18 protein-coding genes are annotated in these 21,149 nt (G+C 63.3%); 10 read left to right on the top strand and 8 right to left on the bottom strand.

What is annotated here, in order from left to right:
- Positions 1-253: 253 nt before the first annotated feature.
- The 3 genes from HYG95_RS16525 to HYG95_RS16515 form a co-directional block, all read right to left on the bottom strand.
- Positions 254-967, bottom strand: a complete 714-nt coding sequence (locus HYG95_RS16525; RefSeq protein WP_181698813.1) for a helix-turn-helix domain-containing protein — start codon at positions 965-967, stop codon at positions 254-256.
- Positions 968-1,085: 118 nt separating this feature from the next.
- Positions 1,086-2,327 carry an SGNH/GDSL hydrolase family protein gene (locus HYG95_RS16520; RefSeq protein ID WP_181698811.1) on the bottom strand — a complete coding sequence of 414 codons (1,242 nt, stop codon included), beginning with the start codon at positions 2,325-2,327 and terminating at the stop codon, positions 1,086-1,088.
- A 26-nt stretch (positions 2,328-2,353) separates the two neighbouring features.
- A complete protein-coding gene (locus HYG95_RS16515) occupies positions 2,354-3,544 on the bottom strand; it encodes an MFS transporter (RefSeq protein ID WP_181698809.1) in 1,191 nt (396 codons plus the stop codon).
- Positions 3,545-3,697: 153 nt separating this feature from the next.
- On the opposite strand from HYG95_RS16515, the gene HYG95_RS16510 reads away from it, so the two are divergent.
- Positions 3,698-4,612, top strand: coding sequence for a LysR family transcriptional regulator (locus HYG95_RS16510; RefSeq protein ID WP_181698807.1), 915 nt, complete (start codon positions 3,698-3,700; stop codon positions 4,610-4,612).
- 50 nt (positions 4,613-4,662) lie between these two features.
- Here HYG95_RS16510 and HYG95_RS16505 read toward each other — a convergent pair whose 3' ends face one another.
- Positions 4,663-6,498, bottom strand: a complete 1,836-nt coding sequence (locus tag HYG95_RS16505) for an acyl-CoA dehydrogenase (protein WP_067497127.1) — start codon at positions 6,496-6,498, stop codon at positions 4,663-4,665.
- Between the two features lie 233 nt (positions 6,499-6,731).
- Between HYG95_RS16505 and HYG95_RS16500 the strand changes: the two genes are divergently transcribed.
- Both HYG95_RS16500 and HYG95_RS16495 read left to right on the top strand, forming a co-directional pair.
- On the top strand, positions 6,732-7,325 hold the full coding sequence (locus HYG95_RS16500; protein WP_181698805.1) for an alpha/beta family hydrolase: 594 nt from the start codon (positions 6,732-6,734) through the stop codon (positions 7,323-7,325).
- 33 nt (positions 7,326-7,358) lie between these two features.
- Positions 7,359-7,823, top strand: coding sequence for a flavodoxin family protein (locus tag HYG95_RS16495; protein ID WP_181698803.1), 465 nt, complete (start codon positions 7,359-7,361; stop codon positions 7,821-7,823).
- Here HYG95_RS16495 and HYG95_RS16490 read toward each other — a convergent pair.
- The 3 genes from HYG95_RS16490 to HYG95_RS16480 form a co-directional block, all read right to left on the bottom strand.
- Positions 7,803-8,459 carry a bifunctional 2-polyprenyl-6-hydroxyphenol methylase/3-demethylubiquinol 3-O-methyltransferase UbiG gene (locus HYG95_RS16490; protein WP_181698802.1) on the bottom strand — a complete coding sequence of 219 codons (657 nt, stop codon included), beginning with the start codon at positions 8,457-8,459 and terminating at the stop codon, positions 7,803-7,805. The two genes, HYG95_RS16495 and HYG95_RS16490, sit on opposite strands and share 21 nt — an antisense overlap.
- Positions 8,460-8,593: 134 nt before the next feature.
- Entirely contained in the window at positions 8,594-9,673 is a 1,080-nt protein-coding gene (locus HYG95_RS16485; protein WP_181698856.1) for a DUF4185 domain-containing protein, read from the bottom strand.
- Between the two features lie 162 nt (positions 9,674-9,835).
- Entirely contained in the window at positions 9,836-10,579 is a 744-nt protein-coding gene (locus HYG95_RS16480; RefSeq protein ID WP_181698800.1) for a crotonase/enoyl-CoA hydratase family protein, read from the bottom strand.
- 114 nt (positions 10,580-10,693) lie between these two features.
- On the opposite strand from HYG95_RS16480, the gene HYG95_RS16475 reads away from it, so the two are divergent.
- From HYG95_RS16475 to HYG95_RS16465, 3 genes are all read left to right on the top strand, one after another.
- Positions 10,694-11,005, top strand: a complete 312-nt coding sequence (locus HYG95_RS16475) for a hypothetical protein (protein WP_181698799.1) — start codon at positions 10,694-10,696, stop codon at positions 11,003-11,005.
- Between the two features lie 125 nt (positions 11,006-11,130).
- A complete protein-coding gene (locus HYG95_RS16470; RefSeq protein ID WP_181698798.1) occupies positions 11,131-11,745 on the top strand; it encodes an NADPH-dependent FMN reductase in 615 nt (204 codons plus the stop codon).
- A 5-nt stretch (positions 11,746-11,750) separates the two neighbouring features.
- Positions 11,751-13,211 carry a DHA2 family efflux MFS transporter permease subunit gene (locus HYG95_RS16465; RefSeq protein ID WP_370465822.1) on the top strand — a complete coding sequence of 487 codons (1,461 nt, stop codon included), beginning with the start codon at positions 11,751-11,753 and terminating at the stop codon, positions 13,209-13,211.
- 74 nt (positions 13,212-13,285) lie between these two features.
- Here HYG95_RS16465 and HYG95_RS16460 read toward each other — a convergent pair whose 3' ends face one another.
- On the bottom strand, positions 13,286-13,786 hold the full coding sequence (locus HYG95_RS16460; RefSeq protein ID WP_181698797.1) for a hypothetical protein: 501 nt from the start codon (positions 13,784-13,786) through the stop codon (positions 13,286-13,288).
- Between the two features lie 107 nt (positions 13,787-13,893).
- Here HYG95_RS16460 and HYG95_RS16455 point away from each other — a divergent pair, with 107 nt between their 5' ends.
- The 4 genes from HYG95_RS16455 (at position 13,894) to HYG95_RS16440 (ending at position 20,626) form a co-directional block, all read left to right on the top strand.
- A complete protein-coding gene (locus HYG95_RS16455) occupies positions 13,894-14,415 on the top strand; it encodes a hypothetical protein (protein ID WP_181698796.1) in 522 nt (173 codons plus the stop codon).
- 239 nt (positions 14,416-14,654) lie between these two features.
- A complete protein-coding gene (locus tag HYG95_RS16450) occupies positions 14,655-15,620 on the top strand; it encodes a hypothetical protein (RefSeq protein WP_181698795.1) in 966 nt (321 codons plus the stop codon).
- 1,197 nt (positions 15,621-16,817) lie between these two features.
- Positions 16,818-18,236, top strand: coding sequence for an alpha/beta fold hydrolase (locus HYG95_RS16445; protein WP_181698794.1), 1,419 nt, complete (start codon positions 16,818-16,820; stop codon positions 18,234-18,236).
- Positions 18,233-20,626, top strand: a complete 2,394-nt coding sequence (locus HYG95_RS16440; protein WP_181698793.1) for a hypothetical protein — start codon at positions 18,233-18,235, stop codon at positions 20,624-20,626. The genes HYG95_RS16445 and HYG95_RS16440 overlap by 4 nt, the downstream gene beginning before the upstream one ends.
- Positions 20,627-21,149: the final 523 nt, after the last annotated feature.

Genomic DNA, 21,149 nt, shown 5'->3' with positions numbered 1-21,149 from the left:
CCGGGCCGGGTGCGAACGCACCGACGGGACCGGCCGTCGGTGACGATGAGTTCTTCTCACGTTCATCCGAATTATGTGCTGCGTAATTCGGCACTGATAAGAAGTGACTATTCGTCTAGAAGGAGAAGCATGTTCGACACCCTGGTCCAGATTCTGCCCCTGCTCGCCGCCTTCGCCTCCGGGTCGGCCGGCTGAGCATCGAGGTAGTTCAACGCGGCGCCCGTCGGATTTTGACGGGCGCCGTTTTGTGTGTTTACCGCGACGGGATCATCCGGTACAGCCACCACGGACGGGTGGGGAAGGCCGGGTCGTAGATGCGAAGCAGGTAGCGCCGTTCGACGCCGGTGGTTCGGTCGCGTACGCGGACGTGTCGGCGGGCGACGTCCTGCGGCCGGAGCTCGCTGGCCCACACCGCATCCCAATCGGGTGAGACCGCACAGGCGGTGGTGATCGCGGTGACGCGCTGAGTGGGAGCGAGCGGCGACAGCATGCGGAAGGCATGCACCAGCACCTGGGCTTCGGTGGTCCAGTCGAGCAGCGCCTTCTTGGCGGCCGGATTCAGGAACATCCATTCGAGCAGGTTCACCCCGGCGCCGGTGCCGGGGAAGATGCGCTGGTACTCGGCATTCGCGGCGAGCAGGTCCATGGTGGGGAAGCGCTGGTAGCAGGCCGGGTGAGTGAGACTGCCGAGGTCGGCGAGGTCCTCGGTCGACGGTGCCGTCGGCGCGGCGCCGGTATCGACCGACGGCAGACCGAGCACGAGAATGTGCTTCCGATACCACGGCGGCACATCGAGACTGTCGAAAAGCCGTTGCAGCATCGCGGTATTGGGCACCAGGGCCCCGGTCTCGATCTGCGTCACCAGCAGCGGCGCCATCTGCGCCCGAGCCGCCAGCTCCGCCCGCGCCAACCCCGCCGCCAACCGCCGCTCGCGCAAATACACACTGAGCGCAGAACTTTCAGCCATCCCAACCCCCGAGCCTCACCCCGACGACGGTTAAACCAAGAGTACGCCGCAAAGATCACCCGGAAACAACGAAACGGCCCGGAGCTCGAAAGCTCCGGGCCGTTCAGTAGAGATGAACCTAGAGGGTGTTCAGGTCGATTGCGGCGGCCATTGCTCGGTAACCTGCGGCGTTCGGGTGCTTGTGGTCGCCGGAGTCGAAGGCGGGGTTGAGGCGTTCCGGGTCGGCCGGGTCGGCGACAGCGGTGTTGAAGTCGGCGACGGCGTCGAATTCGCCGCTGGTGCGGATCCATTCGTTCAGTGCGCGCAGCTTCGCGGCGGAGGTGGGGGTGTAGTACTCGGCGCCCTTCATCGGCAGGAGGGTTCCGCCGATGACGCGCAGTCCGGCTCGGTGGGCGCGGGCGATCATGTCGCGGTAGCCCGCGATCAGCTGGTCCACGGTGACGACCGGGTTGGGCTTGTAGGTCGGCAGGTCGACCTCCGAGAAGCCGATATCGTTCAGTCCGCCGAGCATGACGACCGTGCGGGCACCGCCCTGGGCGAGGACGTCACGATCGAAGCGGCGCAACGCACTCTCGCCGTACCAGGGGGAATCGCTGATGATGGTGTTGCCGCCGATGCCCGCGTTGAGGACGGGGCGGGGGGTGCCGGCGGCGGCGAGGCGGTCGGCCAGGGCATCGGGGTAGCGGTTGTTGCCGTCGTTGTCGGAGCCGAAACCGTCGGTGATCGAGTCACCGAACGCGACGATCGCATCCGCGGAGGCGGCGCCGCTCATCTGCACGCTCGACAGGTAGTACCAGGAGTGCGTTGTCTCGGTGAAGGCGGTGGCGTCGGCGTCGGTGGCGTGGTTGCCTGGCGCGCGGTAGGACGTCGCATAGCCCTGGGCGTGGAAGGTGGCGGGCCCGGTGGGTTCGTCCAGATACAAAGTGACCGTGGCGAATTCGAGCGGAGCCAGATGCAGCTCGGCGGGGTCGCTGGTCAGGTCGGCGCCAGGAGCGATGGTGGCGGTTTCGCTGCCGTGGAAGCGGAGGGGGCGCAGTGTGTCCTGATGTACGCGCGCCCCGGAATCGGTGCGGGCGATCGTGGCCGAGGCGATGCGGAGATCGGTGCGGCCGAAGCGGTTGGAGAGGGTGATCCGGGCGGAATCACCACCGCTGGTGACCCGGACGACCTGCCGGAGTGTGTGCTGGGCGAATCCGTCGAGCGACCAGTTCGGCTCGAAACCGGTGCTCGGCTGCTGCATCGGCACCGACCATGCGGTGTTCGCGGTGTCGGCGGGAGCGGCCTCGGTGCTGGTGCAGGCCGCGGTGAGGGTGGCGGCGATCGCGATGGCGGCGGTCATCATCTTCTTCCAGACGTGCATGGGTTCGTCGATTCTCGGTAGTCGGTCTAGCCGCGGCGCTGGAGCGCACGGGCGAACAGGGTGGTGAGCAGGGCGGCGGCGGCCAGAGCCGCGCCGATCCAGGCGGGCGCGGTCAGGCCGAACCCGGAGTCGATGGCGGCGGCGCCGAGCCAGGAAGCCACCGCGATGCCGATATTGAAGGCGGAGATATTGGCGGCCGAGCCGAGCGCCGATTCGCCGCCCGCCGTGTCCAGTACGCGCATCTGGACAGCGGGGACGATGGCGAACCCGGTCGCGCCGAGCGCGAGAATGCTGACGACCGCGCCGACCGGGTGTCCGGCGACTACCGCGAAGATCATCAGCACCACGGTCAACGCGGCAAGCGCGCCGATCAGCGTAGGCAGCAGGGCGCGATCGGCCAGCCGGCCGCCGACGATATTGCCCGCGAACAGGCCGACGCCGAAAACGACGAGCAGCCACGGGACGGCAGCGTCGGGCAGGCCGGTCACCTCGGTCAGGATCGGTTCGAAGAAGGTGAACGCGGCGAAGACGGCACCGAAGCCGAGCGCGGTGATCGACAGCGCCAGCCACACCTGCGGGCGAGCGAAGACAGCCAATTGCTCTGTCAGAGAGTTGGATTCGCCGCGTGGCTGGTGTGGGACCAGCATGAGGACGGCGAGCAGCGCGGCCACACCGACGGCGGTCACTGCCCAGAACGTCGACCGCCAGCCGAATGCCTGGCCGAGCGCCGTGCCCAGCGGCACACCGGCGACATTGGCGAGGGTGAGCCCGGTGAACATGGTGGCGATGGCCGCGGCCCGGCGGTCGGGTGCTACCAGACCTGCTGCCACCACGGAGCCGATGCCGAAGAACGCGCCGTGGGTGAGGGCGGCGACGATCCGGCCGGTGAGCAGCAGTTCGTAGGTGGGCGCCAGGGCCGAGAGGAGATTGCCCGCGATGAAGAGGCCCATGAGTGTCGCGAGCATGGTCTTGCGTGGGACGCGCGAGCCAAGCGCGGTCATCAGCGGCGCGCCCACGGCGACGCCTGCGGCATAGCCGGAGACCAGCAGGCCAGCGGTCGGGACCGAGATGGACAGGTCGTCACCGATCACGCCGAGCAGTCCGACGATGACGAATTCGGTGAGGCCGATTCCGAAGGCGCCCAGCGCAAGCGCGCCGAGGGCGAGGGTGGGCCGGTCGGTCCCCGCCCGGGGCGGGGCGGTCAGTGTCGTGGTCATGTGAGTGTGCAACTCCCTTAGTGGGAAAAGTGTTCCGTTAACGCCATTTGTGTCGGTACCCGGACGTACGGTCTCGAATGGAGTGATTTCAGACTGCCGGTCGCGTTCACGTGCATCAACGGCCGTCGCCGACATGGTCGATTAGCGGGAGTTATGGAACGGCAGGAGATCGAGATCTTCCTGGCCCTGTGCGAGGAACTGCACTTCGGGCGGGCCGCCGAACGTCTGTATCTGACGCAGGCACGGGTCAGCCAGACGATCAAGAAGCTCGAAAGGCAGTTCGGCGCGCTACTTTTCGAACGAACCAGCAGGCAGGTGCGGCTCACGCCGGTCGGCCGGATGCTGCGCGACGATCTGATCCCGATCCGGACGCAACTGAACCGGGCCGTCGAACGCGCGCAAGCGGCGGCGCGAAGCGTGGAAGGGACACTGCGCGTGGGCTATCTGGGCGGGTTGGCGGCGAGCCTGCTGGTCGACACGGTCCAGGAGTTCCGGAACCGCCATCCCGAATGCGAGGTACACGCCCGCGAGGTCCACCTCGGCGATGTATTCGGCCCGCTGCGCCGCGACGAACTCGACCTGGTCATCAGCCACTCCCCGGTCGGCGAACACGACCTGGTCGCCGGACCGGAGCTACTCACCGAACCCACCGGCCTGGTTGTTCCGCGCGATCACGCCCTCGCCCGCAGCAGCTCGATCGACAGCACCACCACGGGCACCGAGGTGATCGCCATCGGCGGCCCCGCCGGCGCGTACTGGCACCGCTACCTCGACGAAACCTGGCACATCAGTCCGGCAGGCTCGAACGGCGCCCAAACCTTCGAAGACGTACTGACCGCCGTCGCTTTCGGAGCCGGGGTCCACCCGGCCGGCGCCCACGCCGAGCGGCACTACCCCCGCCGCGGAGCGGTATACGTCCCGTTCAGCGACGGACAGGGCCACGTGTGGTGCCCGGTATGGATGCCCGGCGCGGAGACGGCGCGCTTACGAGCCTTCGTGCAGATGCTCCTCGAGACGGTCGAGCAGCGCGGCGCGGACCATTACTTCGCACCGGACCGCACCGAATAGAAAAACGGCCCGGAGCAAAAGCTCCGGGCCGTTCGGTCGAGCTGTCAGGCTCAGAACGCAGCCTCGTCCAGCTCCATGATGTCGTTGTCCAGCGTGGTGAGGATCTGGCGGGTGGCGGTCAGCTCCGGCAGGACGTTGCGGGCGAAGAACTGCGCCGAGGCGACCTTGCCGGTGTAGAACGGCACGTCGGAGCCGGTGGCGCCGTTGTCGAGGGCGGCCAGGGCGATCTCGGCCTGGTTCAGCAGCATCCAGCCGATGAACAGGTCGCCGACGGCCATCAGGAAGCGGACCGAACCCAGGCCGACCTTGTACAGCTCGGACGGCTGCTCCTGGGCACCCATCAGGTGGCCGGTCAGGGTGGCGGCCATGGCCTGCACGTCCTCGAGCGCGGTGGCGAGCAGCTTGCGCTCACCCTTGAGACGCTCGTTGGCGTTGTCGGCGTCCAGGAACTTCTGGATCTGGCCGGCCACGTGGGCCAGGGCCACACCGCGGTCGCGGGCGATCTTGCGGAAGAAGAAGTCCTGCGCCTGGATGGCGGTGGTGCCCTCGTACAGCGAGTCGATCTTCGCGTCGCGGATGTACTGCTCGATCGGGTAGTCCTGCAGGAAGCCCGAGCCACCGAAGGTCTGCAGCGAATCGGTCAGGTACTGGTAGGCGCGCTCGGAACCGACACCCTTGACGATCGGGAGCAGCAGGTCGTTCACGCGGAACGCGACGTCCTTGTCGGCACCCGAGACGGCCTCGGCGATCTCCGGGTTCTGGTGCGCGGCGGTGTAGAGGTAGATGGCACGCAGGCCCTCGGCGTAGGCCTTCTGCATGGCCAGCGCGCGACGCACGTCCGGGTGGTGGGTGATGGTCACACGCGGCGCGGTCTTGTCGGTCATCTGGGTGAGGTCGGCACCCTGCACGCGGGTCTTGGCGTACTCGAGCGCGTTCAGGTAACCGGTCGACAGGGTCGCGATGGCCTTGGTGCCCACCATCATTCGCGCGTTCTCGATGACGTCGAACATCTGGGCGATGCCGTTGTGCACCTCGCCGACCAGCCAGCCCTTGGCGGGGACGCCGTGGCCACCGAAGGTGAGCTCACAGGTGGCCGAGGCCTTGATGCCCATCTTGTGCTCGACGTTGGTGACGAACACACCGTTGCGGTCGCCGAAGGTCTCGGTCTCGAAGTCGAAGTGGGTCTTCGGGACGTAGAACAGCGACAGCCCCTTGGTGCCCGGTCCGGCGCCCTCGGGGCGGGCCAGCACCAGGTGCATGATGTTCTCGAACATGTCGTCGGAGTCGGCCGAGGTGATGAAGCGCTTCACGCCCTCGATGTGCCAGGAGCCGTCCTCCTGCTTGATCGCCTTGGTGCGGCCGGCGCCGACGTCGGACCCCGCGTCGGGCTCGGTCAGCACCATGGTGGCGCCCCAGTTGCGGTCGGCGATCTTCTTCGCCCATTCCTTCTGCTCATCGGTGCCGTTGTTGTAGAACACCTGAGCGAAGCCCGCGCCTGCGGCGTACATCTGGATCGGCGGGTTGGCGCCGAGCACCATCTCGGCAAGGGCCCAGCCGATGACGGATGGGGCACCGAGGCCACCGAGCTCCTCGCGCAGCGGAACCTTGACCCATTCGCCGTCCTCGAGCGCCTTGTAGGACTTCTTGAAGGACTCGGGGATGGTGACGGTGTGGGTGTTCGGGTCGAAGACCGGCGGGTTGCGGTCCGCGTCGGCGAACGAGTCGGCCAGCGGGCCCTCGGCCAGGCGGCGGACCTCGGAGAGCATTTCCTTGACAGTGTCGGTGTCGAGGTCGCCGAAGGCGCCCGCGTCCAGCACCTTGCCGACGCCGAGAACCTCGAAGAGGTTGAACTCGAGGTCGCGAACGTTTGCCTTGTAGTGGCCCATGTGAGTACTCACTCTCCGTTGAGTTCTGGTGCGGTCGGTTGTGTGCCGTTCCCGCCCGTCAGGTCGTCCACCGGGTAGCTGTCCGGTTTTCCGCATGCTACTCGCGGGTAACTTATCGACCATATTACCGATGGGTAAGGCTCTCGGCAAAGGGGTTCGCCAGCAATGTGACGTGAAAAACACGCGCGCGTGCCGAGACGTTGCTCGCGGCGACCACGGGGCTACCGTGAGGTGTGCGCATCGAGACGTCAGCCGGACCGGCCGAGATCGAGCTCGACGAGGTGGCCGACCCGGCATTCCTGCTGGTGATGACCCATGGATCGGGCGGCGGCGTCGATGCGAAAGACATTCTCACCGTGCGCGATTCGGCCCTCGCCGCCGGTGCCGCGGTAGCCCGTGTGGTGCAGCCGTACCGGGTTGCCGGTCGGCGAGCGCCGGGCAATGCGGTGACCCAGGACCAGGCCTGGGTCGAGATCGTCACGGCGTTGCGCGAGCGATTCCCCGGTGTGTCGCTCGTGCAGGGTGGCCGGAGCAACGGTGCGCGGGTGGCGTGCCGCACGGCCGTCGAACTGGGTGCGCGCGGGGTGATCGCCCTGTCTTTCCCGCTGCATCCGCCCGGAAAGCCCGAGAAGTCCCGGCGCGACGAGCTGGTGTCGGTGGGCGACGCGCAGGTGGTCGTCATCAACGGTGGCAGCGACCCGTTCGGGATCCCCGATCCCGCCGATGCCGCAGAGGTGCGCGTCATTCCGAAGCAACCTCACTCGTTCCGCACCGGATTCGACGTGATCGCGGCGACAGTGCAACCGTGGTTCGGCCGGTGGAGTTAGGCTTTCGGCACATCGGACCAGGTAGGGGGAGTAATGAAAGCGCTCATCGTGTGCACGTCCAAGGCGCTCGGCAATACCAGGAAGGTCGCCGACGCCATCGGCTCGGTGCTCGACGCGCGAGTGGTTGATCCGGCCGAGATCACCGCCGCCGAGCTGGGTGACTACGACCTGATCGGGTTCGGGTCGGGGGTGTACTGGATGTCGCTCGACGCCCGGCTGCGCGCCTTCGTCGACGCGCTGCCCGCCGGACAGAACCGCGACGCCTTCATCTTCGCGACCAGCGGGCTGCCCGAGCTGCGAGTACGTCCGTACCTGCGCAACCTCGGCGATCAGCTCGAAGACAAAGGTTTCGAGCTGGTCGGTGGGTTCTCCTGCCGTGGGCTCGACACGATGGGACCGCTCGCGCTGGTCGGTGGGCTCAACAAGGGGCGGCCGAGCGCGGACGATCTGGCCTCGGCCAGGGCTTTCGCCGAGCAGCTACGCGGTCGGTTCGACTGACTCGGCAACGACAAGGGCGTCGATGGCGTCGGCGCCCTCGGTGGGGCGGAACACCTCGCGGGCGGTGGTGACGGTGACGCCGGTGCCGTCGAGATCGGCGCGGATGTCGTCGGGAGCGAACAGGATCGTCGGATCCTGGGGGCCGCCGTAACCGTCGGTGATGTTGCGGGTGGCGTGGCCCAGGACCAGCAACATGCCGCCGGGGGCGAGCATCGACGCGAGTTGGTGGAGGAGCGCGCGGCGCTCCTGCGGTGGCAGGTGGACGAAGACCATCAGGATCAGTTCGAACGGACCGCTGACGCCCGCCGCATCGAGGTCGGTGATATCGGCGCAGGTCCACTCGACGCGCGAACGAACCGAACGCGACAGGCGCGCGGCGACCGTTCGCCCCTTGTCGATGCCCACCTGGGCGAAGTCGACGGCCTGCACCTGCCAGCCGTGAGTGGCCAGCCACAGCGCGTGACGGCCTTCGCCGCAGGCCAGGTCGAGGGCGCGCATCGGGGCGGCGGTGCCGTCGGCTTGCAGCGGCAGCCTTCGGTCGAGGCCGTGGACGTATTCGACGACCGTGCTGTTGGGTGGTGCGCCCCAGACCAATTCGCTGCGGGCATAGCGTGCGTCCCACTCCGCCGCGTCCATGCTGTTCCGCCTCCCCGCGAATTCTGGCCAGGCTCAGGTGCGTTCTCGGTTGCGACGCGGCTGGCGGTGTGTCGCTGTCATGTTAGCCCGTGCCCGGTGAGTTACCCATGTGCTTACTTGCGGTGGTCGAACTGTCAGAGGGATGTGCGCATCAGGATGACGTTGTACTGGGTATGGACGGTTGTGAGGAAATAGAGGTCACGGCCGGTCTGGTACGGGAAGATCTGCGGGGCGTAGGCGGTGGGCAGTTCGCGGGCATCGATGAGGATCTCGGGCGGGCTCCACGGGCCTTCCGGTGACGGTGCGCGGCGCAGCACCACCGAATTGGCGGGGTCGGTGGTGAGGGAGACGAACTGGCCGAGGTGCTCGTTGTACATCACCGACAGTTCGGCTGCCCCGGCCATGACGGGGGCCGCGGCGTTCGCGTCGCCGCGCGTCCAGCCGCCGCCGTCCCAGTACTCGTAGGCGGCCAGATTCTCGATCTCGCTCTCGGGCACGCGGGCGAGGAAGGCTTCGTTGTCGCGGCCCGGCGGGGTGCCGAATTCGTAGACGTAGCCGCCGTCTTTCAGGAAGGCGTTCATCTGGAACTTGTTGTGGCCGTTGTCGTTCGGCCTGCGTGTATGGGCAAGGTCCGCCCATGTCTCGCCGTTGTCCGACGACGCGGCCAACCCCGAATAGTTCGTGGTCCACTCGCCGGGCGCGTCCCAGCTGCGCACCGACATCAACGACATGTATTGCACGCCGCCGACCGACACGCCCGCCGTGGGGATCCGGCTGATCTCCTCGCCGTCCTTCGGGCTGAAAACGAGTTCGCGGGCCTGGCCGATACCGTCGCGCACCACGCTGTGGAAATGGATGCCCTCGGCCGGATTGCGGCTGAAACTGCGGGCCAGGAAGTTCGAGCGCCAAGCCCACTTGCTGTCGCGCAGCAGGTTCGGGAGGCCGACGCCCGCGGTGTCGCCGAACGCGGTGAGCATCTCGCCGTGCCCGTTGTCCCACATGATCCCCAGGTCGGTGCCGAGGACGTTGTAGGTGTGCGTGGCGTTCGGGCTCGCCATGCCGGTCACCTGGAACACGGCCTGCGCCCGGCCGTGCAGGACCGGCAGGCCGTAGGTGCCGTTGAGGACCGGGATCGGGTTGATCGCGTTCGGGTCGGCCGCGGCGGGCGCCGTCCCGACGAGCAGCAATGCGGTGGCCCCCGCCAATACGGTCATCGCGAGCGAGTTCACGTCAGCCTCCGGGCACACGGGAATAAGCACACCCAGTTGAATCGGGTGTACTTTTTCCGTCGGATTAGTGAACTGAAACTAACAGCCGGAAGCGCGAGAAAGTACTGTGACGCGGCCTAGAGTTGAGGTTGCGTTTATTTGTCCGCGTCAGCGAAAAATCGCCTTACGCAGCAGCAGAGGGATTTGTGCCGCCCGTTCCGCGGCGAAACTGCCGCGTGCGGGCCGGTGCCAGGAGCGGTCGAACAGGCGCTTGGCGGCGGCGACCGCGCGTGGATCACGGGCCGCGATCCGGTCGGCGAGAGACTCCGCCGCAGCCACCGGATCGTCGGCGATATCGGTGACCAGACCGATCCTTCTGGCGTGATCGGCGTCGACGCGCTCCGCGGTCATGGTGAGCAGCAGAGCCTGATCGATGCCGATGAGCTGCGACAACGACGCGGTGCCCGACATGTCGGGAATGAGGCCGTGCGCGGCTTCCATCACCGAGAACTCGGCAGCCGGGGCGGCGATGCGGAAGTCGGCGGCGAGGGCGAGTTGCAGTCCGCCGCCGAAGCAGCGGCCGTGCACCGCGGCGATCACCGGGACGTCCAGGCGACGCCATGCCCAGCAGGCTTCCTGAAAAGTGTTGGTGCCCCGCCACGGTCGCGGCAGGAATTCACGCACAATAGCGATCGGGTCGCGGGTCGCGGCGGCGATATCCAGACCGCTACTGAAACTCGGGCCGTTACCTGTCACGATGACCGCGCGAATTTCCTTGTGCCCGGACACCGCATCTGCCGCAGCGACTAGGTCACGCAACATTTCCAGAGTCAGTCCATTGTGTTTCGCCGGACGATTCAGCGTGACATAAGCGCGTGCGTTCTCGAACCGCAGATCGATGTGCTCTCCCATGACCCGATCTTACTCGTGAGTCAGTTCGGGGGTGTGGCCCATCCGCCGCCGTTCGGGCATGATCCAACTCGGCCACGCATCGGCCGATGCGTGTCGACCGGGAGGACACACAGAGTGCGGATCTGTCTGATCGCCGCAGCGCTCATCGCGCTGCCGGCACTGTCGGCCTGCGGCAGCGATGAGCCTGCGGTAACCCAGGCGGAACTGTCGAAATCCCTGCAGGACAAGGGCCTCAAGGACGTATCGCTCGCCGACTGCGCCGCCCAGGTCTTCCTCGACTCGGGCATGTCCCAAGACGGCCTGCGCGTGATGGTCGCCAACGGCCAAGCCGGCGAGCAGGCCAAGGAGCTCAACGAGGAAGACGCGGCCAAAGTGGGTGCGGCCCAAGCGAAGATCGCCGCCGAGTGCGTGAAGCTGGGTGGCTGAACAACCCGAGCAAGGCGGGGTGGTCGGGTATGGCCCCGATCACACAGGGTTGACCTGAATTTTGGTTGAGGTTGGAGGCTGTGGGCAGCGCCAAGGCTGGTGCGATAGTCCAGAGGAGGGGCCTCATGAGCAACCACGTCGATATCGAAGGGTCGCAGGGCGGGGCGGTCCCGGTTCCGCTGCGGGTTGCGGTAGTCATCGGCAGTACACGGGAGGGTCGTTTCGGCACGACCATTGCGGACTGGTTTGTCGGTCGGCTGCGGCGACACGACACTCTCGAGGTCGAGATCGTCGATACCCGGGAGGTCGCACTGTCGCACGCGTTCGGTGCGGTCACCGATCACCCGTCGCGGGCCGAGGCCACCGAAACGCTCACCCGTGCTGACGCTTTCGTGGTGGTGACGCCGGAGTACAACCACAGCTACCCGGGCGCGCTGAAGAATCTGATCGACGAACATCATGTCGAATGGCAGGCCAAGCCGGTGGGATTCGTTTCCTACGGTGGGATCTCCGGTGGGCTGCGGGCGGTGGAACATCTGCGGCCGGTCTTCGCCGAACTGCACGCGGTCACCATTCGCGACACCGTCAGCTTCGCGAATCCGTGGCGTCGATTCGATGACGCGGGTGAGCTGGCCGATTCGTCCGACGCGGTTACCGCCACCAAGGCGATGCTGAAGCAATTGACCTGGTGGGGTGAGGCATTGCGTGCCGCCCGTGCCGCCAACCCGTACGGGGCGTGAGGGCCGTGACCACTACCGCGAAGGCTGCCGCGTCGTCCGTCGTCGCTCGCAACCCGATGACGATCGCCCTGGTGCTGGTGCTCGGCACCATCATGGCCACGCTGGACCAGACCATCGTCAATGTCTCGATCAACACGTTGTCCGCGGAATTCGACGCGGGCCTGAACACCATCCAGTGGGTGGCGACCGGCTATTCGCTCGCGCTCGGTGCCGTGGTGCCCGCCTCGGCGTGGCTGGTCGGCCGGTTCGGCGCCAAACGGCTGTACCTGACTGCGGTAGCCGCCTTCGCGATCGGTTCCGTGCTGGCCGGGCTGGCCTGGAACATGGAGTCGCTCATCGCTTTCCGGGTCGTGCAGGGCGCCAGTGGCGGGCTGCTCATGCCGGTCGCGATGACGATCCTGCTGCGCGCGGCCGGGCCGGATGGGCTCGGCCGGTTGATGAGCACCCTTGGTCTGGCCATTCTGGTCGGCCCGCTGCTCGGGCCCGTGATCGGCGGCTACCTGATCGATGAGGTGTCGTGGCGGTGGATGTTCTTCATCAATCTGCCGATGGGCGTGTTGGTGCTGGTCTTGGCCGCTCGGATCGTGCCCGACGATGTGCCGGAACCGCGGCACGCACTCGACCTACCTGGACTCCTGTTGATGTCACCAGGTCTGGCCCTGCTGATCTACGGGGTGACCGCGGCTGGTGAGCAGGCCGGATTCGCCACGCCCGCTGTGCTTGTCCCGCTGCTGGCCGGGGCCGTGCTGATCGCCGCCTTCGTGCGCCGGTCCCTGACCATCGAGGATCCGCTGCTGAACCTGCGGGTCCTCGGCAACCGGATCAGCGGACCCGCCGCGCTGCTGCTCGCCCTGTTCGCAGCCGGCTACTTCGGTTCGATGCTGTTGCTGCCCTTGTATTTCCAAGTGGTCCGTGGCGAATCCGCACTGGTGGCAGGCGCCCTGGGTATCCCGTTCGCGCTTGCCTCCGGTCTCACCATGCAGGCGGCGGGCCGATTGATCGATCGGATTCCGCCCGGCCGCTACCTACCGCTATCGATCACGGTGGCGCTCATCGGTTTCGTGTCGTTCATCGTCCAACTGGACGCGGACGCGCCGTACTGGGCACTCGGCGCGAGCATGCTGCTCATGGGCGCCGGTGGCGGCGGCACCATGATGCCGGTCATGACCACCGCGACCCGGTCGCTGAGCCGCGCCGACCAGCCCGCGGGATCGACGGTGCTGAACATGATCAGCACCACCGCCCTTGCGGTCGGCACCGCGGTCTCCTCGGTGACCCTCGGCGCACTCCTCCCGGTGACCGGCGGCTTGCAAGCCCTGCACGACATGGCTCCGGCCCAACGCAGCGACCTCGCTCCCGCCCTGGCCGAAGCGTTCCAGCACACCTACCTGCTCGCTCCGATCATGATCGCCCTCGCAGTGATCCCGGCCTTGCTGCTACCGCGCCGGAATGATCATCACCGGTGATCAGCGTCGTGCCGCGGCCTGCGTGATTCCGCGGGCCGCGGCATCGGCGGACGAACCCACACACCCCAGCTCGATCATGAGAATCCCTGTACTTCCAGATACCAGATCGTTCGATCCCCGCCGATAGCCTTGGTTACCGCCGACTTCGGGCTCACGATCGAGTCCGGAGTGGCGTAGGTCAGCCTCTTGACGATCGGCCCCCGCTCCCTGTCGTCATAGGCGAGGACAACTTTGCCGTCATGTACGAACACCTGCGTTGTCGATTCGGAGTGGGTGTGTAACCCGGTCCATGTCGCTCCGTCGGTGCCCAGTGCGCGATTGAGTTCGTCGCTGGTGTTGGGTGAGCTGAAGCTGTACATGCGGTCCCACGAACCGATCTGAGCACCGGATGATGCGACGATCTCGCCCAATCGTGCGCTCCGCTTTTCTTCCAAGAGCCGAGCGAAAGTTGCCGTCAATGCGGGACTTCCGTCCTGAACGGTGATTTGTTCACCGTCGTGGGAACTACATCCGGCGACCGGGGTGATGGCTACCAACGCCAGCAGCAGGCAACCCATCCGTTTACGAGTACGCACCGCTACAGCTTGCTACGCGACACTCGACTGTTGGCCGAGTCGGCGTGGATGAGATCTGGGCGAGGCGCCAGGGCGCGCCGAGCGATCTCTGTGACTAGCATGCCGTCATGTCGTCATCGAGCGTCTGGGCGCGCGTTTTCTCCGGGCTCGGGGCCTGTGTCGCTGCTGTTCTGGTGTTGGTCTACTCGTTCCTGCTGATGGTCGAAGGGATGCCCGACGAGGAGGTTTCGGCGGGTAGTCATGCCCTGCTCGTCACCAAGGTGGGCGTCGCGGTTGTCGCGGGTGTGGCGTTGCTCGTTGGTGGTGTGAGTGGGTGGAGGTGGGCGATCTTCGGCGGTTGCTTGTTGTTCGCCGCCGATTTCGCGCTCTGGCTTGTGTGGTACTCGGGAGTTTTCAGGCTGCCGAGCTACGAGCACCCCGAGCCCGGCCCGGTCGCGCAACCACCGGTGTTCTGGCTCGTGCTGATCATCGTCTGGGGAGTGTTCCCCGGTCTGCTCGCGGCGCTCGCGTGGCGGGGGCGGCACAAAAAGCCTCCCCGCGTCCAGGGCTGGCCTGAGTTCGCGGGGGAGGCGGGAGAGCCGATGACGGGAATCGAACCCGCGCTACCTGCTTGGGAAGCAGGCGAATAGGCGAGAATTACGGTCTGACCTGGGCTACCGGATGCGTGTAAGGTACCCGGATCGACCCCTGTTGACCCTGGTTCATGGCGCGTGTGTGGCACGGTGGGGGATCGTTACCTGTCTATAAAATAGTAATCGCAGCCGGTGTCGTCGCTCTAGCTGGATAGCGACCGCTTGGTACGGAAGTACTTGACTGTTAATGGCGAGTAATCGATGGTTTGGCAAACGTTGACTGAATGGAATAGGTAATGGTAGATAGTCTCGAATGGCGAAGCCCGCTGGAAGTACATTGGCTGTGCGATCAGGAATTAATCGGCAGCGATATGCAGACAACCATTTCCGGATATCCGGTTGTGGTTCATTTTCCACATGATATCGCTGGCCGCGATGCAGACAGAATGCTCCAAAATCCTCCGCAACTTATCGGGCAGGTGCCGTATCAGGATTGGGGCATTGCTCGGGCAGCCCTTCAGGTTGCGATAATTATGCGCCTGGGGTTTACGGCAATAGTCCCGACGGGTTCGAAGTCGGAGATGATGAAGACCGAAATTCTTAATTCACTTGATGCATGGCTTGACATAGCCATTGATTGGCTAAGCGTCCTAACTGGAACGCATACGCGAAACGTTGGTCCGCAGTTTGATCTGGCTTTCGAAAATAGAACCATGATGTTCGATATATCAAACTGTGTGCCGACGTTTTCTCCTGGATTTAGGCCAATACCTTTCCCGTCGTCGCTACCAGGAAAAATTGCAACCAAGGAGGCCGTTAGATACTGCTTTGAACGCGCAGCCTCAGGAGATCCAGTCCCGCTGGCCTGGTCTCTGATCAGCGAGGCGAGGGCGCTGCATCGGGCCAGGCAGTATAGGCGTGCGGTAGTCGACGCTGGGAGCGCTGCAGAAATGGCAGCCTATGCGCTGGTGCAACTTGAATTTGCGAGCAAGACACCTCCGGGTGTAGCAAAATTGCTAGTCGAATCTCGAGGAAATCTTACACTGGGCACATTAGTCGGATACTTGAAAGCTACCGACTATTCGCTCCCAGCCAATATTTTTGACGACCTTGTAACGATTCGGAACAAAGTGCTTCATTCTAATAAAGGGGCCGGACCTGTCCTCCCGACCGAATCCGAAAGTGTCACGGCAATAGAAATAGCCACAAAAATAGTCAAGGGTGCGTATCCACTTGCAGCAGGTACTCCCCTGCTCTGGTAGTGGCTGCATGAGGAAATACGTCGGCCACAGGATTCTCTGGATGGCTTGCCTCGGAAACCGCAGTTCCCCACGGATGGCCCTGGTCTTGGGTTGGGCTGCACATGAAACGGGCTGGCTACCCGCCTGCCCCGTAGGGCCTGACCGCTTCATTACGAGTAGAAAGCTCGTGTCTGCTGGCGATCTGCTGACGTCCGTACCCCCTCCGTGAAGTGGTGAAATGCTTCCGTGGGGGTCCTGCTGTGTCCGGGGCCGTTTGGGTGAGATGTGGCAACGCCGTGACAACTTCGCGTGTCCGGAGACGTCGGTTATGAGTAGTGATCACAGTCGGTGTGCAGAGGTGGGGTGTAGGTCGTCGTGGCGCAGTCTCGGCATGTGTGCGTTCGATGGTGACCACCGCTCCGGAGGCAAGGCACTGCACCGACGAGAACCTGGCCTGGACCGAGCCGGTGACCGTTCGGGCAGTAGCGGGGAGCCGGTTCCGTCCAACGCCCGTTGCGCAGGTAGAGCCGGATAGAATCGCACATACGTTTGATTATCATTCGATCTGTCAGCAGATTCGATCCGGCCTCGGCCAAGCCCGTAGTCGCTACAAACTCGATGGAACCGTTTGCTGTTCGGCAACGTCTAACCAGGCATCACACAGACACAGCACGTAGAAGTTCGGCCAGCGCCGCAGTACGAACCGGCGCTGGGATCGGAACCGAGCGGCGATACCGCGGCGATCTGGGCACGGTATCTGGCCACTCTGGCCGCGGTCGACCACGCCAAGGAGCAGTAGCCGGCGGATTGGTGCCCTGCCGTCCACGCAAGGAAAACGACTCCACGCGGACGGCACTCGGCAATCGAACGTCCGCTCATGCCGATGCGCGTGCGTCGAACAGCGGCAAGGTGCCGCCCAGAACGGCAGGTGCTCCCCCTGCCGCTGATGTGCTGATGTGCCTTTCACGGGAGGGTTTTCGGTTTACGTGGCGCGGAGTCGAGCTACCTTCGATGATCGGTCGAGAGACGCGATGTCGTCGCGTGGTCGATACTGACAGAGACTGCGGCGATAACTAGCGGTTCGTCGTCCTCACTCATACTGGGCGCGTAGGATTCTCGCGTGACATCGACGTGGGAGACACGACCTGCAGAGCCGATGTCCGTTTCTGAGGTGTCGCTCGATGGCGATACAGTCAGGCACGGCAGACAGGACATCCGTTGGTAGAGGACACCCCCGATTGGCACCTGCCGGAGGCAGTCGAAGACGAGGCGGTGCCGACTTCTCTCAACGCCGACCTACAGGATGTGTTCACGCCATTCGATTTCAGAAATGCGAAGCTGAATCTGCATCAGCAACGCGGCCGTAGGCCAACTTCCGTGTTCGTGTTCGTGCACGGATTCATGGGGCAAGGGTATAACACCTTTCAGGACTTTCCGAAATATATATTCGAGGGTTCGCATCCGGAGGGTCGCGCGGATATTGCGATTTACGACTACTTCAGCGGGCACCGTCAATTCTTTCTGGGCAGGGCGTCGCTCGATAAAGTGGCAGCAAATCTTGCGGAGAGCTTTCATCAACTAAGTCGGCTGTACGATGATATATATATTGTTGCTCATAGCATGGGTGGCCTGATCACGCTAGATGCCATTCGAAAATACTTGCAGGACTACGACCCTCAATTCAATCTACTTAAACCGATAGCCGGAGTGATATTATTCGACAGCCCGCTTGAAGGTTCGATATGGTCGGTACGCTTCCTCGGCCTGTTAGTCAGGGAGTTCAAAATACTGAGCTGCGGCGCCAAACTTCAGCGTGACTTGCGTAAATATTTCGATAGCAACGTCGATGTGAATGACGGTCCGAATGCCGGAAACAGCCACTACTCGATTCCACTCTTTGCCGCTTGGGCGGAGCTTGGCATAAAAGTTGTATCGACGGCTAGCGCCACTGCGGGGATACCGCAGCACCAGCAACGCTGCATTGCGGCCAACCACTCGGGCTGCGTCAAGCCGAAGTCTTCATCCCATCGACCGGTAAAGGTCGTAATGGAAGCCGTCGGCACTATTTCGCGCAACCGGGCGACGCGGCGTAAGACGTGGTCTGAGGGGAACCATCAGGCAATATCGGAAGTGGGGTTCAACGGAGCGACTAGGCCGAAGCCTAGAAATGTTCTGGTGGTCGAATTGCATCTCGATCCGGATGCCTTCGGCTGGAAAATGGTCTATGACGAGGTGCTCAGGTTGGTCTCGGAAACGTCCCCGGAGATCCGAGCCATCGACGCTGCAGAAGGGGAGACTGGCTGGCACCCTGACTTACTGCTTTCGATTCACAAGTCAGTCAAGATTGTGACTGGGGACGAGGCAGCGGCTCGTGCTGTGAAACGGGTGCGGGAACGATATGAAGGCTTGGACGTTCGGACATGGTTCGTCTCGGTCGGTAATTGCAACGATGACGCCGTACCGAGAATCGAGGCGTTAGCCGGTCTTGAGATGTCCGGGGTCCGACCCAAACGGCAGTTGATCATGATAGCTGGCGCCAGCGGCGATGCAGAACTACGCCAGCACCTGACCCTAATTGTCGAGAGTGCAGTCTCAGATCTCAAGCGTAAGCTCGAAGAGCCGAAGGATATTCTATGAACCTCGCCTGGCTTGTCGCAATTTTCAGTCCGCGCGAGATTGCGGATCATCCCAATTTCAAGGAGGGGCCACCACGGCCCGAGGCTGAGCTCGCCACGATACTGCTCAATCGGACCCCGCCAAGTAGAGGGTTGGAGTTCCCAGGTCAGAATCGGCGGTTGAGCGCTGGCGACGGTGCGATTGATCTTGTTTATGACCTCATTTTCGGATCGACCACAATGAGCAGTCGACAGTCACTTACCCGCCTAATTCTCGACGCAGGGCCCTCCGACGACATCGCAAGAATCGTTGCTTTGTCCGTGGTCCTCTCTGCTGTGACAGGGGAATTGGACGAGTACGACACTGCCGATCGAGTTCTAACACAGGCGCTGGGACTTACAAGAGATCAGAACTCTCCAGCGAAACTCTGCAGAGTAGTCCTGTTGCAACAAAAGGCGCTACGGCGTCGCGACTTCGGATTCGATTTCGCTGCCGATGTCCTCGATGCAGCGCGACTTCTGGATGATATCGAGATCGAGGACTGCACCGAATTCGAGCTCAACGGAATAACTCGATATACTCAAAACGAGGTGATAGAATTCGTATACGAAGGACTTCGCAAATCTGTATGGAGTCTATTTCCAAATCAAGAATTCGATAGGTCGATAGACTCTGATAGCAGAATTCCTTCACGCTCCGAACAGCTTCGTCAGCCGCGCCCTCTGATTATGCTGCCCATTGCACAGGGAGAGTCCAGAGAGCTCGGCCTGTTCCTGGGAGATTCGTACCAGGAACAGCTAAAGAGCACACCGGCTCGTACGATAGGCAAAGCCCCTCCAGATTTGTATTTCCAGGTACTCGCCTACAGCCTTCTCGGAAATACCGCCGTATACGAATCGCGCAAGGAAATGGCCATGTTGCGAATAGTTCGTCATATGCCGGATCTCAGCCAGTTCGATGTCTCCCTATGCCTTCGGGCGTTGAGGCTGTCTAATGCAGATGCCGAACTTCGCCTCCTGATACGGACACTCGTATACGACGGCCCCTTGAATGCTCTCGTTACCGATGCTCGTCATATCCTGGACAACCGAACAGATTGGAGGTCGATACGCGCCGGTGAACTACAGGTACTAAGTGCCGCTGCGGAGCTTCTCTCGACCGCAGAGGCTGATCGAGCGTTCAATCTCGCATTAAATGTCTTGCGCGAAGACGGCCCGACCCTGCCACCCGGGCATTGGCAGTCACCGGCGACAAGGAGCGAACCCGCATGGGTGGCAGCCGCAGATATCGCCGCCAACCTCGGCGAGGACGCCTCGTTTGCAAGATTTTTGCTCGACTCAATGGCCAACGCGAAAAACCACCACGACCTCTGGGATCGCGCCTTTTCCAGGGTCATACCCAAAGTCCATTGGGGGTCAGTCGGCGATGATTTGCGAAGCGAATGGGCACAACTTTTCGAAGCGCTGCCAGAGGATGTATTCGAAGAATCCCGAAATGCACTGACTCGCGCGGCGGTGCTGGAAGCCAGCACGCCTAATGCGGAAGATATCAGCGATTCGAGGTCTGAACTTGCGAACGCATTAAATTTCTATCTCCGACGGGAAGAAGAGCCGCCAGCTGAACTTCGAGAAAAAATATCCAGCCGTGCAGTAGTTGGCATGCGAGAGGTACGCCTTCAAGCCCAGCGGGGGGAGTTTCGTGGTTCGACTATAGATTCGAGCACGCTTGCGGCATTTTTGGCAAAGTTCAGTCCTGACCCGGTGCTCATCGATGAACTTCTGATGTTCTTGACCGATCGACAAGTTGATCGGTCCGTGCGATCTCACGCATTGGAAATCCTCTCGGATCCCAAGGTTGATCTCCCCGATTTCGTCGTGCATCGGCATCGTGAATCAATAATTGCGTTGATAACTTCCCCAGGAGTGGATATCACGCCTCGGCCTAGCGACTCTGAGAGTGACGCAATTTTTCTACCCGCATTGACGTTTGCAGTTGTACACAAACTTCTCGACCAAGCTGCGGCCATGCGCATGATTTTGCCATCGGTTGCATCGTATGATCATTCAGTTCGAAAAGAGGCAGCGGGCGCTATTTCTACGTTTGCCTCGGTGCAGTCAGGTCCGCTTCCGAAAGCGATAGCGCTACAATTGAGTTTTGATCGTAAAGCCGAAGTCAGAGCCGCCGTTGTTCCGGCCTTGGTTTTATTCGCGCAGCCGCAAATGGCGTCTCCGGACGGCTTTCGTACGCGACTTCAGGAGATGCTGTACGACGATGGAATCCTGGTCCCGCTCACGGTGCTCCGGCACATGTCCAGAGCTGACAATCTCGTCTCACCGGCCAAAAAGACAATCGCAGAGATCCGTTCTAATCACCCGTCCCGAAGGGTCCGTGAGTCCGCTGCAAGGGCTTGACCGGGTTGGTGCAGGCCACTGCGACCCGGGGATGCACCGGACCGCGCAACTTACGCTCCCGTTTGAAGGGACGGGCTCGCCACGCCGGGCAGGTAGGACCGCACTGACGATCTCGCGGACATGCGCGAGCCGTACGCCGGGGGATTTCAGCACGCACGATAATGCCGTTTTCCGCGTTCTCGGTGACCGGCGTGGAATCGAGCCTTGATTGCGGCACCTGCAGCGGTACGCCGAGGACGACCCACACGCGCTGGTAGAACCGCTGATCACCATGTTGATGATGAACACCGTTCCTGGCGTTTGTGCTGGTGGGCTGGTTATGGCTCGGTGTGCTTGACCTGGGGTTTCCGGGTTGCAACGTTGGCTGAAATGGGCACCGGTTGGCGGCACTGCGTACTCACTGCGTACCAGAACGCGGCTAATGCGTTGGCCGGAAGCGGCCCTTGGTGGGGCCGCTGCGTATGAACTGCGTATGAGAGTCGCGCAGCGGTGTTTGTCGGGATGCCTGTGTTACGCGGACCTG

Source organism: Nocardia sp. GTS18, from assembly GCF_013839555.1.
GTDB lineage: Bacteria > Actinomycetota > Actinomycetes > Mycobacteriales > Mycobacteriaceae > Nocardia > Nocardia rosealba.
The sequence above is the reverse complement of the archived record's forward strand: the minus strand, read 5'-3'. Positions and strand labels throughout refer to the sequence as shown.